At 72.0% G+C, this 12,150-nt stretch carries 14 protein-coding genes; 8 read left to right on the top strand and 6 right to left on the bottom strand.

Annotated elements, in window-relative coordinates:
* Window positions 1-62: 62 nt before the first annotated feature.
* Both FV234_RS01895 and FV234_RS26890 read right to left on the bottom strand, forming a co-directional pair.
* Complete coding sequence (locus FV234_RS01895; RefSeq protein WP_238272558.1) at window positions 63-1,001, bottom strand: lytic transglycosylase domain-containing protein; 939 nt, start codon at window positions 999-1,001, stop codon at window positions 63-65.
* Between the two features lie 421 nt (window positions 1,002-1,422).
* Entirely contained in the window at window positions 1,423-2,772 is a 1,350-nt protein-coding gene (locus tag FV234_RS26890; RefSeq protein ID WP_147827936.1) for a CoA transferase, read from the bottom strand.
* 102 nt (window positions 2,773-2,874) lie between these two features.
* Here FV234_RS26890 and FV234_RS01905 point away from each other — a divergent pair, with 102 nt between their 5' ends.
* The 3 genes from FV234_RS01905 to FV234_RS01915 are packed head-to-tail and all read left to right on the top strand — an operon-like array spanning window position 2,875 to window position 5,919.
* Window positions 2,875-4,497, top strand: coding sequence for an ABC transporter ATP-binding protein (locus FV234_RS01905; protein ID WP_147763936.1), 1,623 nt, complete (start codon window positions 2,875-2,877; stop codon window positions 4,495-4,497).
* Between the two features lie 4 nt (window positions 4,498-4,501).
* Entirely contained in the window at window positions 4,502-5,719 is a 1,218-nt protein-coding gene (locus FV234_RS01910; protein WP_147763937.1) for a phosphopentomutase, read from the top strand.
* An 11-nt stretch (window positions 5,720-5,730) separates the two neighbouring features.
* Complete coding sequence (locus FV234_RS01915; protein ID WP_147763938.1) at window positions 5,731-5,919, top strand: DUF1192 domain-containing protein; 189 nt, start codon at window positions 5,731-5,733, stop codon at window positions 5,917-5,919.
* A gap of 17 nt (window positions 5,920-5,936) precedes the next feature.
* On the opposite strand, the gene FV234_RS01920 is transcribed toward FV234_RS01915, so the two are convergent.
* From FV234_RS01920 to FV234_RS01935, 4 genes are all read right to left on the bottom strand, one after another.
* On the bottom strand, window positions 5,937-6,656 hold the full coding sequence (locus FV234_RS01920) for a cytochrome c biogenesis protein CcdA (protein ID WP_147763939.1): 720 nt from the start codon (window positions 6,654-6,656) through the stop codon (window positions 5,937-5,939).
* Window positions 6,657-6,672: 16 nt separating this feature from the next.
* Complete coding sequence (locus FV234_RS01925; protein WP_147763940.1) at window positions 6,673-7,074, bottom strand: thioredoxin family protein; 402 nt, start codon at window positions 7,072-7,074, stop codon at window positions 6,673-6,675.
* 59 nt (window positions 7,075-7,133) lie between these two features.
* Window positions 7,134-7,952 carry a quinoprotein dehydrogenase-associated SoxYZ-like carrier gene (locus tag FV234_RS01930; RefSeq protein ID WP_187273550.1) on the bottom strand — a complete coding sequence of 273 codons (819 nt, stop codon included), beginning with the start codon at window positions 7,950-7,952 and terminating at the stop codon, window positions 7,134-7,136.
* Between the two features lie 202 nt (window positions 7,953-8,154).
* Complete coding sequence (locus FV234_RS01935) at window positions 8,155-8,454, bottom strand: hypothetical protein (protein WP_147763941.1); 300 nt, start codon at window positions 8,452-8,454, stop codon at window positions 8,155-8,157.
* 257 nt (window positions 8,455-8,711) lie between these two features.
* On the opposite strand from FV234_RS01935, the gene FV234_RS01940 reads away from it, so the two are divergent.
* The 5 genes from FV234_RS01940 (at window position 8,712) to FV234_RS01960 (ending at window position 12,150) form a co-directional block, all read left to right on the top strand.
* Window positions 8,712-9,359, top strand: a complete 648-nt coding sequence (locus FV234_RS01940) for a TetR/AcrR family transcriptional regulator (protein ID WP_147827937.1) — start codon at window positions 8,712-8,714, stop codon at window positions 9,357-9,359.
* A 57-nt stretch (window positions 9,360-9,416) separates the two neighbouring features.
* A complete protein-coding gene (locus FV234_RS01945) occupies window positions 9,417-9,887 on the top strand; it encodes a DUF2852 domain-containing protein (RefSeq protein WP_147763943.1) in 471 nt (156 codons plus the stop codon).
* Between the two features lie 123 nt (window positions 9,888-10,010).
* On the top strand, window positions 10,011-10,646 hold the full coding sequence (gene upp / locus FV234_RS01950) for a uracil phosphoribosyltransferase (RefSeq protein ID WP_147752267.1): 636 nt from the start codon (window positions 10,011-10,013) through the stop codon (window positions 10,644-10,646).
* A gap of 68 nt (window positions 10,647-10,714) precedes the next feature.
* Window positions 10,715-11,722, top strand: coding sequence for an NAD(P)H-quinone oxidoreductase (locus FV234_RS01955; RefSeq protein WP_147763944.1), 1,008 nt, complete (start codon window positions 10,715-10,717; stop codon window positions 11,720-11,722).
* 122 nt (window positions 11,723-11,844) lie between these two features.
* A complete protein-coding gene (locus FV234_RS01960; protein ID WP_147752269.1) occupies window positions 11,845-12,150 on the top strand; it encodes a hypothetical protein in 306 nt (101 codons plus the stop codon).

The raw sequence follows: 12,150 nt of genomic DNA on the forward strand, positions 1-12,150 counted from the left end.
GCCAGATGGCGCGCGGCTCGGGGCGGATTCATGACCGGATCGCGCCGAACTTCGTTCGTGCGTCAGGTGCGCAGCACGATGCAGGCGCCGCCGACGCTGCGGATGCGGCCGCACAGGCCGTCGGCCGCCTGCCGGCTCTCGGCCGGGATGCGGATGCGGTAGAACGCGCGGGTGCCGCGGTTGCGCAGGCGCGTACCGATGATCATCGGGCGGACCTCGCCGATCACCTTGGCGTAGGTGGCGCGCGCGCGGGAGAAGGTCGCCAGCGCCAGGGACTTCGAGAAGTTGCCGGCGAGCTGGATGCCCCACGGGGCGGCCGGCCCCTCGTTGGCACCGATGGCGAAGCGATCGCCGCGCGACGGGATGCGCAGGCTCGCCGTGACCTGGAGGCAGGTCTGCGGCTCGGGCGCAGGATCGGCCTTCGCGGCCTCCCGCGCCTTGGTCTCCGCGGGCTTGGTTTCCGCAAGTTTGGCCGCGCCGCCCGTGGTCTCGCCGCCTTCCGGCGGCCCCATCTCGATCCGCGCGGCGCCCCCGCGCCAATCCTCGGGGGGAGCGCCGGTGATCGCGAGCACGTAGGCGCGGGTCTCGGTGGGCAGGCCGCCGCTGCCGGCGAGCCAGTTCGTCACCCGCCCCGGGCCGCCGTTGTAGGCGGCCGCCGCCAGGCCGAGGTTGCCGAATTGCCGCTTCAGGTCGGCGAGCAGGTGGGCGGCGTGCGGGATCGCCTGCTCGGGGTCGAACGGGTCGACGAGCCCGCGCTCGCGGGCCGTGCCGGGCATGAACTGGGCGACGCCTTGCGCGCCGACCGGGCTGACCACGCCGACGCGGAACGCGCTCTCGCGCCAGATCAGCCGCGTCAGGAACGGCACCGGCAGGTCTCGCGCCCGCGCCGCCCCCTCGATCAGCCGGCACAACGCCTGCTCGACGGTCTCGGTCGCCCCGTCGGAGGGGAGGGCGTGCGCGGGCGTGGCCAGGAGGAGGACGGCGAGTGCGGAAAGCGCCAGCGCCTTCCTTGTCCCATCTGTAGGTGAGGCGAGCGGGCTCACAAGCCTCGCACACCCAGTCGTCACACCCTCTCCGTCATCCCGTGTCTGCGCAGCAGAGCCCGGGATCCAGAGCCGCCGACAGCGCAGAACCGAGCACGACCTGCGGTTCTGGATCCTGGGCTCGCCTTCGGCGCCCCGGGATGACGGGGAGGGGACGATCGGGGACGATCGCACTCGGCTCCGATGAGACGGGGGAATGCGCGATTCTGCAGAGGGAGGCGGGACGGGGCGCGAACGCGTATCTTTCGGTGACGACGTGGACGCTCGAGCGGAAACCGTCATGCCTCGCGATCGAGCCCTTTGGCGGCGGTCGGCGTGCGACCGCCCCGTGTCACCCGCTCCGATCTAGCATCCCGCGACCGGCGATCAATCCACGCGGTCACACCCAGGCGGGGCGATCCGTGCCGAGGCGCCGCGCCGGGAGCGGCCAGGCCATCGGCGCGCCGTCGATCGCCAGGGGCGGCCGCAAGCGATGCGCCGGCCCCCACGCCGTCGCCTCGACGGCGGCGGAGAAATCGCCGTCGGATTCCGGTGCGAGTTCCCCTGCCGACGCCGTCGGCTCGGTGTCGAGGAGCAGCTGCGCCGTGCGGGCCAGGGACAACCGCGCGCCGCCCGCGACCCCGTCCTGCAGGCGCCGCGCGACGAGGCGGATCGCGGCCGCCGCGAGGAGGTAGCCGGTGGCGTGGTCGAGGGCCTGGACCGGGAGCGGCACCGGCCGGTCGGCCCCGCGCCAGGCCTGGCCGGCCTCGGCGATGCCGCAGCTCATCTGCACGAGGCTGTCGAAGCCGCGTCGGCCGGCCCAGGGGCCGGTCCAGCCGTAGGCGTCGAGGCGCACGTCGATCAGGCCGGGCGCCAGGGCGCGGCGCGCGACCGCGCCGTAGCCGAGGCGGTCGAGGGCTTCGGGCCGGTAGCCGTGCAGGAGGAGGTCGGCGCCGGCGAGCATCGCCTCGAACACCGCGCGGTCGGCGCCCCGGCGCAGGTCGAGCCGGGCGCATCGCTTGCCGAGCGTCACGTCCGGCTCGATGGCCGGCTCGTTCCAGTCCGGCGGGTCGACGCGCAGCACCTCGGCGCCGTAGCCGGCGAGGAATCGCGTGGCGACGGGGCCGGCGAGCACCCGCGTCAGGTCGAGCACCCGCAGGCCGGCGAGCGGCCGATCGGGCCTCGGCCTCCAGGCGGTGGAGGCGGGCGCCGCGGGATCGAAGCCGACGAGGGGTTCTTCGGCCACCGCCGCCCCCTGCGGATGCGCCGCCCAGGCTGCGATCGAGCGCATCTCCGCCGCGCAGCCGCCCTCCGCGACGATCGCCGCCTCCAGCGCCGCCTTGTCCCAGCCGGCGACGGCGAGCGCCATGCCGTCGCGGTCGGATTGCGCGCCGAGCACGCGCTCGGCCGCCGCGCGGTGGTGCGGAGCGTTGGTGTGGAGCCGGATCCAGCCATCGCGGGTGCAATAGTCGCCCGCCACCGGGTCCCACGGGGCCGGCAGCGCCCACCCGATCGGGCGGAGCGAGGTGCGGAACCACAGGGAGGCGAGGCGCCGATCGACGGTGACGCCGGGCGCGGTGCCGACGAGGTCGGCGATGGCCAGCCCCGCCGCGGCGATGGAGCCGGCCGCCAGATCGGTCACCGGAAAGGCCGAGGGCAGGGCGCCGGTCCCCGCGAAGGCGAGGGCCACCCGGTCCGAGGGGCCGCCCAACGCATCCTGGATCGTCGCCGCGAAACGCTCCGCCGACATGCCGCCCCCTCGTTCAACCCGAGTTCGGTTCGCACGCGTGGTTCGCCGTCGGGCCGCCGCCGCGCTATACAGACGGGACATGTCCCGGAACGAACGCGATTGATGCCCGAGCCGCTGCTCTCCGTCGAGGATCTCTCGGTGGCCTTCCGCTCGCGCGAGGGCGAGAGCCGGGCCGTCGACGGCGTGTCCTTCACGATCCTGCCGGGCGAGACCGTGGCGCTCGTCGGTGAATCCGGCTCGGGCAAGTCGGTGACCGCGCTCTCGATCCTGCGGCTGCTGGACGGGGCCGCCCACCATCCGGGCGGGCGGATCGTATTCAAGGGCCGCGACCTGCTGGCGCTGCCCGAGCGCGAAATGCGCAAGGTGCGCGGCGCCGACATCACCATGGTGTTCCAGGAGCCGATGACCTCCCTGAACCCGCTCCACAGCATCGAGCGGCAGATCGGCGAGGTGCTGGGGCTCCACCGCGGCCTCTCGGGCAAGGCCGCGCGCGCGCGCATCCTCGAATTGCTGGAACTCGTGGGCCTGCGCGACGCGGCGCGGCGCATGGGCGCCTACCCGCACGAGCTTTCCGGCGGCCAGCGCCAGCGGGTGATGATCGCGATGGCGCTCGCCTGCGAGCCGGACCTGCTCGTCGCCGACGAGCCGACCACCGCCCTCGACGTGACCGTGCAGGCGCAGATCCTCTCGCTGCTGGCCGACCTGCAGAAGCGGCTCGGCATGGCGATGCTGTTCATCACCCACGACCTCGGCATCGTCGAGCGCATCGCCGCGCGGGTCTGCGTGATGCTCAAAGGCCGGATCGTCGAGGCCGGGCCGGTCGCCGAAGTGTTCTCGAACCCGCAGCACGACTACACCCGCCGCCTCATCGCCTCCGAGCCGGAGGGGCGCGGCAACCCGGTGGCGGCGGACGCCGAGGCCCTGGTCGAGGCCGGCCCGCTGAAGGTCTGGTTTCCCCTGAAGGAAGGCTGGCTCCGGCGCAAAGCCGGCTACGTCAAGGCCGTCGACGGCGTCTCACTGCGGGTCCGCGCCGGCGAGACCGTGGGCGTGGTCGGCGAATCCGGCTCGGGCAAGACGACGCTCGGCCTCGCGCTGCTGCGGCTCACCGCGTGCGAGGGGCCGATCGTCTTCCTCGGCCAGGACATCGAGCGCTACGGCGTCGCGGCGATGCGGCCGCTGCGCAAGGACATGCAGGTGGTCTTCCAGGACCCCTACGGCTCGCTCTCGCCGCGGATGTCCGTGGCCGACATCGTCGCCGAGGGTTTGGTGGTGCAGGACGTGCCGAAGCGCGAGCACCGTGCCATCGTCGCGCGGGCGCTCACCGATGTCGGGCTCGATCCGGCGGCGATGGACCGCTACCCGCACGAGTTCTCCGGCGGCCAGCGCCAGCGCATCGCCATCGCCCGCGCGATGGTGTTGGAGCCGCGCTTCGTCGTGCTCGACGAGCCGACCTCGGCGCTGGACCGCTCGGTGCAGGCGCAGATCGTGACGCTGCTGCGCGACCTGCAGCGGGCGCGCGGCCTCGCCTACCTGTTCATCAGCCACGACCTGAAGGTGGTGCGCGCGCTCGCGAACTACGTCCTGGTCATGCAGAACGGCGTGGTGGTGGAGGAGGGCCCAGCCGAGGAGATCTTCTCCCGGCCCAGGACCGACTACACCCGCACCCTGTTCTCGGCGGCCTTCGCGCTGAAGAGCGACAGCGTCGCCGACGTCGAGCCGGTCTAGGGCGATGGCGCGGGCGCTGCTCATCGTGCTCGATTCCGTCGGAATCGGCGGTGCGCCGGATGCCGAGCGCTACGGCGATGCGGGCTCCGACACGGTCGGCCACATCGCCGAGGCCTGCGCCGCGGGGCGCGCCGACCGCGCCGGCCTGCGGAGCGGCCCGTTGCGCCTGCCGCATCTGGCCGGCCTCGGGCTCGGGCTCGCCTGCGAGGGCGCGTCGGGACGGATGCCGCCGGGGCTCGCGCCGCCAGCGGAAATCCTCGGCGCCTGGGGCCATGCGGTGGAGACCGCCGCCGGCAAGGACACGCCCTCGGGCCATTGGGAGATCGCCGGCCTCGCGATGCGCGAGCCGTGGGGGTACTTCCCCGACACGCGGCCGGCCTTCCCAGCGGCCTTGATCCGGGACCTGATCCGCCTCGGCGACCTGCCCGGCATCCTCGGCGACAGCCACGCCTCCGGCATCGCGATCATCGACGCGCTCGGCGCCGAGCACCTCCGGACCGGCAAGCCGATCTGCTACACCTCCGCAGACAGCGTCTTCCAGATCGCGGCCCATGAGGAGGCCTTCGGCCTCGAGCGCCTCTACGCGCTGTGCCGGACCGCGCGCCAGTTGTGCGACGCCTACCGCGTCGGCCGCGTGATCGCGCGACCGTTCACCGGCACGGGAGAAGCCGGCTTCCGCCGCACGAGCAACCGCCGAGACTTCTCCGTCGCCCCGCCCGGCGACACCCTGCTCGACCGGCTCGCGACTGCGGGCCGCGACGTGGTCAGCGTCGGCAAGATCGGCGACATCTTCGCGCATCGCGCCACCGGCCGCGAGGTCAAGCCCGGCGGTAACGGCGCCTGTCTCGACGCCGCGATCGACGCGCTCGGACGCCTTCGCGACGGCGGGTTCGTCTTCGCCAACCTCGTCGACTTCGACAGCGAGCACGGCCACCGTCGCGATGTGCCGGGCTACGCCGCCGAGCTCGAAGCGTTCGACGCCCGCATCCCCGATATCCGCGCGGCGCTGCGCCCGGGCGACCTCTGCCTCGTCACCGCCGACCACGGCAACGACCCGACCTGGCACGGCACCGAGCACACCCGTGAGCAGGTGCCGGTCCTGGCCTTCGGATCGGACATCGCGCCGCGGGCGCTGGGACGCCGGGCGTCGTTCGCCGACATCGGCGCCGCGGTCGCCCTCCATCTCGGCCTACCGCCGGTTGCCGGAACGCCTCTCCTGTGAGGACCTTCTCGATGCGCGACGACGACGAGCAGGTGAAGCGCCCGGTCCACCACGAGGTCGGCCAGCCGCTCGACACCCTGTCGGTGGACGAGATCGATCACCGGATCGCGCTGCTGAACGCCGAGATCCGGCGGCTCGAAGCCGCGCGGACGGCGAAGCAGGACGCGCTCGGCGCGGCGGACGCGTTCTTCAAGCGCTGACGCGCAAGCCGGCCGCGTCAGTAGCGGGTCGTCAGCGCGTTCAGCCAATCCGGCGCGGCGTCGACCAGCACCGCCTCGATCCGCTTGTCGGCGCCGAGCACGATGACGAGGCCGGTGACGACGAGGATCGCGCCCAACGCCGCCTTCATCCCCTTGCCGACCCGCATCAGCCGGTCGCGCCAGCCGACCAGCACGGATCGCGACAGGGCGCCGAGGACCAGGAGCGGCAGGGCCGCGCCGAGGCCGAACACCAGCATCGTCAGCCCGACCGTCCAGAGGTCGCGGCCCTGCGCGGCGAGGATCGAGGCGGCACCGAGCGTCGGGCCGACGCAGGGGCTCCAGACCGCGCCGAGCAGCAGCCCGACGCCGAACTGGCCCCAAAGGCCGGTGGTGGAGAAGCCGCCGAAGCGGGTCTCGGTCCAGTTCGCCACCGGGCCGGCGGCCACCGCGAGGCGCGTCTGCGCCATCGGGACCAGCAATACGAGTCCGACGAGGATCAACAGGATCGCGGCGACGCGGCGGAACACGTCGCCGTCGAGCCCGAGGCCGAAGCCGATCGTCGCGACGAACAGGCCGATCGCCACGAACGACAGCGCCAGCCCACCCGCCAGCGCCGCCGGGCCGAAGCGGTGCTCGGAGGCCGCCGCGCCGAGCACCAGCGGCAGCAGGGGCAGGACGCAGGGCGAGAGCGTCGAGAGCAGGCCGGCGAGGAGCGCGAGGCCGAGGCTGACGATCATCGAACCCCCGAGCCGATCAAAGCGTCTTCTCGACTAGCCCCTCGATCCATTCGGGCTGGGTCTCGCCGACCGAGCGCCCGGTCTCGACGCTGCCCTTGTAGGCGATCAGCGTGCTTTGGGTGCGGACGTCGAGCTTGCGAAGCAGGTCCTTCTGGCTGTCGAAGTCGATGTCGAAGATCTGCAGATCCTTGAAGCGCGGGTCGGTGCTGAGCTTGGCCAGGATCGGCTTCTGCGTCTTGCAGATCGGGCACCAGGGCGCGCTCACCTCGACGAGGATCGGCTTGCCGGCCTTTTGCGCGGCGTCGAACGCCTCCTGGGAGTAGGGCTTCATCTCGCCGGCCTGCGCCGTGGCGACGGTCAGAGCTTCGAGGGCCAAGGGCGCGAGGGCGAGGAGCGCCAGGAGCGTACGGCGGATCATGGCTGGTGTTTCCCGATGGCGAAGGCCTGGCCGTGGGCGGCCAAGCAGATCCGTGATGATCAGTTGCTGGCGGCGGGCACCGGGAAGGTGTGGTCGAACGTGCCGCCCTGGCTATCCGTGGCCGCCACCTTGACCGGCGCGGCGCCTTCGGGCCGCATCTCGAAGCCGATCACCGGGTTCGACGAGATCGAGATGTCGCCCTCCATCGTGAAGACGTTCCGCGCGCCCTGGCTGACGCTGATCCGGTCGAGGTAGCGCGCCGGCGTATACTCGCGCGAGACCTGGTTCATCTGCATGCCGGAGAAGTTCGGGTGGCGGATCATCAGCGTCGCCTGCACCACCTTGTCGGCGGCGGGGTCGGCGAACTTCATACGCATGTCGCCCATGCCCTTCAGCGCGTCCGCTTCGGTCATGCCCATGGGAGCCGAGCAGCCGCCGGACGCCTTGACGAAGATCTCCGACGCCACGAGGCGCCCGTCCCGGGTCTCGGCCACCGCGTGGACGTTGGAGTAGGTGTTCACCCGCACGCGCATCTTGAGCTGCGCCGGGTCGCCCGCGGGCCCGAAGTCGACGTGGGCGGCGAGCGGCGCCGGGTTGTCGTCGATGATCAGGTACAGGCCCTTCACCTGGTCCTTGTCGGCGACGGTGAGCGTCACCGGAACCAGGGCGGCGTCTTCGGCGCGCACCGGCATGTCGATCGCCACCAGCTTGCCCGCCTCGACTTTGCGGTCGCCGAACACCTGCTGCTGCAGCTCCTTCCAGCGGGCCGCGCGCTCGGCCTCGCCGTCGCCGGCGGCCGCGAGCGCCGCGCCAGACGACGCGAAGGCGGGCAGGAGGATCGCGGCGGCGAAGAGGGAGTCTCGGATCGGGCGGCGCATGGCGTTCTCCTCGGGGTCTTGTTCGTTGCAGCGGTGCTCTTGGTGACACCGTCCTATCCAATACGTCATAGGGCCGCGCGCGCGCTGCGTCTGTGATCGCGGTCACAATCGTGGGGTGCGGCTGGTCAAGTTATAGTGCGCAGCGGGTCGGCGCGGCGCGGATCGCCCGGTCGCGAGCGAGGCCGAGGCAGCGCTAGGGATGTCACGGCGCGGCTTCCCGCAGCGCCCGCTCGTCCGCGGCGAGCTGCAGCAGCTCCGCCGCGCCGACCGCCTCCATCGGCGCGCGGATGCGGATGGCCCGCGTCGCCTCGCCGGCCCGCATCACCAGCACGACGGTCTCGATGTCGGGGCAGCCGGGGTCTGCGCAGGCGATCTCGTTGACGGTGATCGCGTCGCCTTCGCCGAGGCTCAGCGCCACCGTGCAGGCGGCTTTCACGCGCTTGGCGAGCTGCACCTGCTCGGCGGAGCGGGCGCGCCACGCCTTCAGGCTGACGAAGGCCATGCTCTCGAATCCCCGGATCTTTTCCTGCGGTCGCGTGGCGGCGCGGGCGCCTTCCTTTTTGCGGCGCAGGCGATGAAACACTGTTGCATCACCCGTGTCCACCAAGCCTCAGCCGGCGACGGATCGTCTACCGGTAGACCGAACGCTGTCGGGCCGCGCCCATTTTCTGGTAAGCTCGCGCCTGCGCCGAAACAAACGCGACGTTCGCTCGTAAACGTCGCGCGCCCGTGTCCGGGGCTGCAGGTGAGGAGTACCCGGTGCGACCCTGGCGCGACGGACCCGCTGATCGACGCGGCTACCACCACGGCAACCTGAAAGAGGCGCTGATCGAGGCGGCGCGCAGGTTCATCGCCGAGCGCGGCATCGGCGGCTTCACCCTGGTCGACGCGGCGCGCCTCGTCGGCGTCACCCCGGCCGCGCTCTACCGGCATTTCCGTGGGCGCGAGGCGCTGCTCGAGGAACTCGCCGGCCGCGGCTTCGCCGAGCTCGCCGAACGGCTGGCGCGCGCGCTCACCGCCCGCGGCACCCCTTTGGAGCGATTCACGCGGATGGGCGAAGCCTACCTCGCCTTCGCCGAAGAGGAGCCCGGCTACTACGCGGCGATCTTCGAGACCCGCGGCGTCAACGTGCCGAACGAAGCCGGCCCGCGTCCGAGCCCGTTCGACCTGCTGGTGGAAGCGCTGCAATCGACCTTTCCGGACGGGTTCGGCGGGGTCGCCCCGCGCTTCATCGCGCTGGAGGTCTGGGCGCTGTCGCACGGGCTCGCGACCCTCGCCGCCGCCGGCCACCTGCCGAAGGGGCCGGGCATTCCCGACACCTACGAATTGCTGCGCGCCGGCGTCCTCGCCCTCGTCCACGGTGCCGCCGCCGGAAAGCCATCGGCCGGCGCCGGGCCCGCCCCTTGAAAGCGATCTGACGCACCCGCATGTTAACGCTGTTCACATGAACAGCGGAGCCTTACCGTGAGCACATCCTCTTCCTCTCCCTGGACGGGCGGCAAGGTCAGCCGTTGCGGTCCGTTCCCGCGCCGCTCGATCGAGATCGGCGCCATCGTCGTCAGCTTCATCTACTGGTGGCCCGTCGGCCTCGCCCTCGTGGCGTGGAAGGTCGCCGGCTATCCGGCGCTCGGGGAGCTGCGCGACTACGCCAAGCGCGGCGCCGCGGGCTGGGAGGGCGGCACCGCCAGGGCTTCGCGCTTCGCCCGTTCGTTCGACGCATCCAACCGCCGCGGCGCCACCGGCAACTGGGCCTTCGAGGAGTACCGCAAGGCCGAGCTCGACCGGCTCGACGCCCAGCGCCGCGCCCTGCAGGAGGAGAGCCGCGCCTTCGCCGAGTTCGTCGAGGAGCTGAAGCGGGCCAAGGACCGCGACCAGTTCGACGCCTTCATGGCCAAGCGCCGGGCCGACGGCGAGGGCAAGACCTTCAACGCCTGAGGCGTCGCCGGGTTGGTGGATCGAGGGCCTTCCGCGCGAGCGGGAGGCCCTTTTTCTTCGTCCTCGCGTTGCGCCGGCGCGCGCCGTTCGGCAAAGCGGAGGCGGGTGCGACGGGAGGACACGATGAGCCAGGCAACGGTCACGGTGGTCGAACACCCCCTCGTCCAGCACAAGCTCACGCTGCTGCGCGACAAGAACCGCTCGACGCAGGGCTTCCGCAACCTGCTCAACGAGATCGGGATGCTGCTCGCCTACGAGGTGACGCGCGACCTGCCGCTGGAACCGGTTACGATCGAGACGCCGATCCAGGTGATGGAGGGGCGGCAGATCCAGGGCAAGAAGCTGGTGCTCGCCCCGATCCTGCGGGCCGGCGTCGGCTTCCTCGACGGCATGCTGTCGCTGCTGCCCTCGGCCCGCGTCGCCCATGTCGGGCTTTATCGCGACCCGGAGACGCTGGAGGCGATCGAGTACTACTTCAAGGCGCCCTCGGACCTCGCCGACCGCACGGTGCTGGTGCTCGACCCGATGCTGGCGACCGCGAACTCCGCCATCGCCGCACTGACGCGCCTGAAGGCGCGCGGCGCGCAGGACCTGCGCTTCGTCTGCCTGCTCGCCGCCCCCGAGGGCGTCGCCCGGCTCCAGGCCGCCCATCCCGACGTGCCGATCTGGACGGCAGCGATCGACAGCCACCTCAACGACCACAGCTACATCGTGCCGGGCTTGGGCGACGCCGGCGACCGGATGTACGGCACGCGCTGAAGCCGGCGGGCTTGCCAACGGGGCGCATGGCGGCAACTAGGGGCGAGCCCCTTGGAGGAGACCGCCCGATGACGACGCTGCCCGAGACCATGCGCCAGGTCTGCTTCAACGGCTTCGGCGGCCCCGAGGTGATCGGCACCGAGACGGTGCCGCTGCCGAAGGCCGGTCCGGGTCAGGTGCTGATCGAGGTGGTGTCGGCCGGCGTCAACCGTCCCGACGTGATGCAGCGCGGCGGCAAGTATCCGCCGCCGAAGGGCGCCACCGCCGTGCCGGGCCTGGAAGTCGCCGGCCGCATCGCCGCCCTCGGCGAGGGCGTGTCCGGGCTGTCGCTCGGCGACGAGGTCTGCGCCTTGGTGATCAGCGGCGGCTACGCCGAGTTCGCCGTCGCCGAGGCCGGCCATTGCCTGCCGAAGCCCAAGGCGCTGTCGCTCGTCGATGCCGGCGGCATCCCGGAGACGTTCTTCACGGTCTATTCCAACGTCGTGCAGCGCGGCCGGCTCACATCCGGCGAGACCTTCCTGGTCCACGGCGGATCGAGCGGCATCGGCTCGACCGCGATCCAGATCGCCAAGCACATGGGCGCACGCGTGTTCGCCACCGCCGGCTCGGCCGAGAAGTGCGCCTTCTGCGAAAAGCTCGGTGCGGACGCAGCGATCAACTACCGCGAGGCGGACTTCGCCGAGGAGATCCAGCGCCTCACCGACGGCAAGGGCGTCGACGTGATCCTCGACATGATCGGCGCGAGCTACCTCGCCAAGAACCTCGCCTCGCTCGCGATCGAGGGGCGCCTCGTGCTCATCGCGCTGATGGGCGGCAACAAGGCCGAGACCCTCAACATCACGCCGATCATGATCAAGCGGCTGACCTTCACCGGCGCGACGCTTCGGCCGCGGCCGAGCGCCGAGAAGGCGGGCATCGCCGACGGTCTGCGCCGCGACGTGTGGCCGGAGCTCGATGCCGGCCGCATCCGCCCGGTGATCCACGCGACCTTCCCGTTCGAGGAGGCGCAGAAGGCCCACGAGCTGATGGAATCGAGCGCCCACCTCGGCAAGATCCTGCTCGTCACCGGCCGCTGAGGGCGGTCGGCGGCGGCCATCACAGGAACCCCCGGCAAAGGCCCCGCGTTTGCCGGGTCGAGAACGCGTGCCGGCCTTCGGCGCGCGGCGGCGCCCTTACGGCGTTTCGGTGAGGTGTGAGAATGGTCGAGCAGGTTCCCAATCAGAACGCACGCCAGGGCGAGCGCGGCAAGTCGATGCTCTGGGTGCTGGTCGGCAGCCTCGTGCTGCTCGCCGTGGCCACGATCGGCCTGCTGACCTGGAACGGCGCCAACGCGCCGAAGGACTACGCCAGCCAGAGCCAGGACGCGTCGCGCAAGGAGGTCACCGGGTCGGTGACGGGCTCGAACAACGCGCCGTCCTCGAGCAACACGAGCGGCGTGCCGGCCGGCAACCCGACCTACCCGCAGCCGGCCCAGCCGAGCGCGAACGGCAACCAGCCGAAGTAG

Source organism: Methylobacterium sp. WL8, from assembly GCF_008040045.1.
GTDB classification, from domain to species: domain Bacteria; phylum Pseudomonadota; class Alphaproteobacteria; order Rhizobiales; family Beijerinckiaceae; genus Methylobacterium; species Methylobacterium cerastii.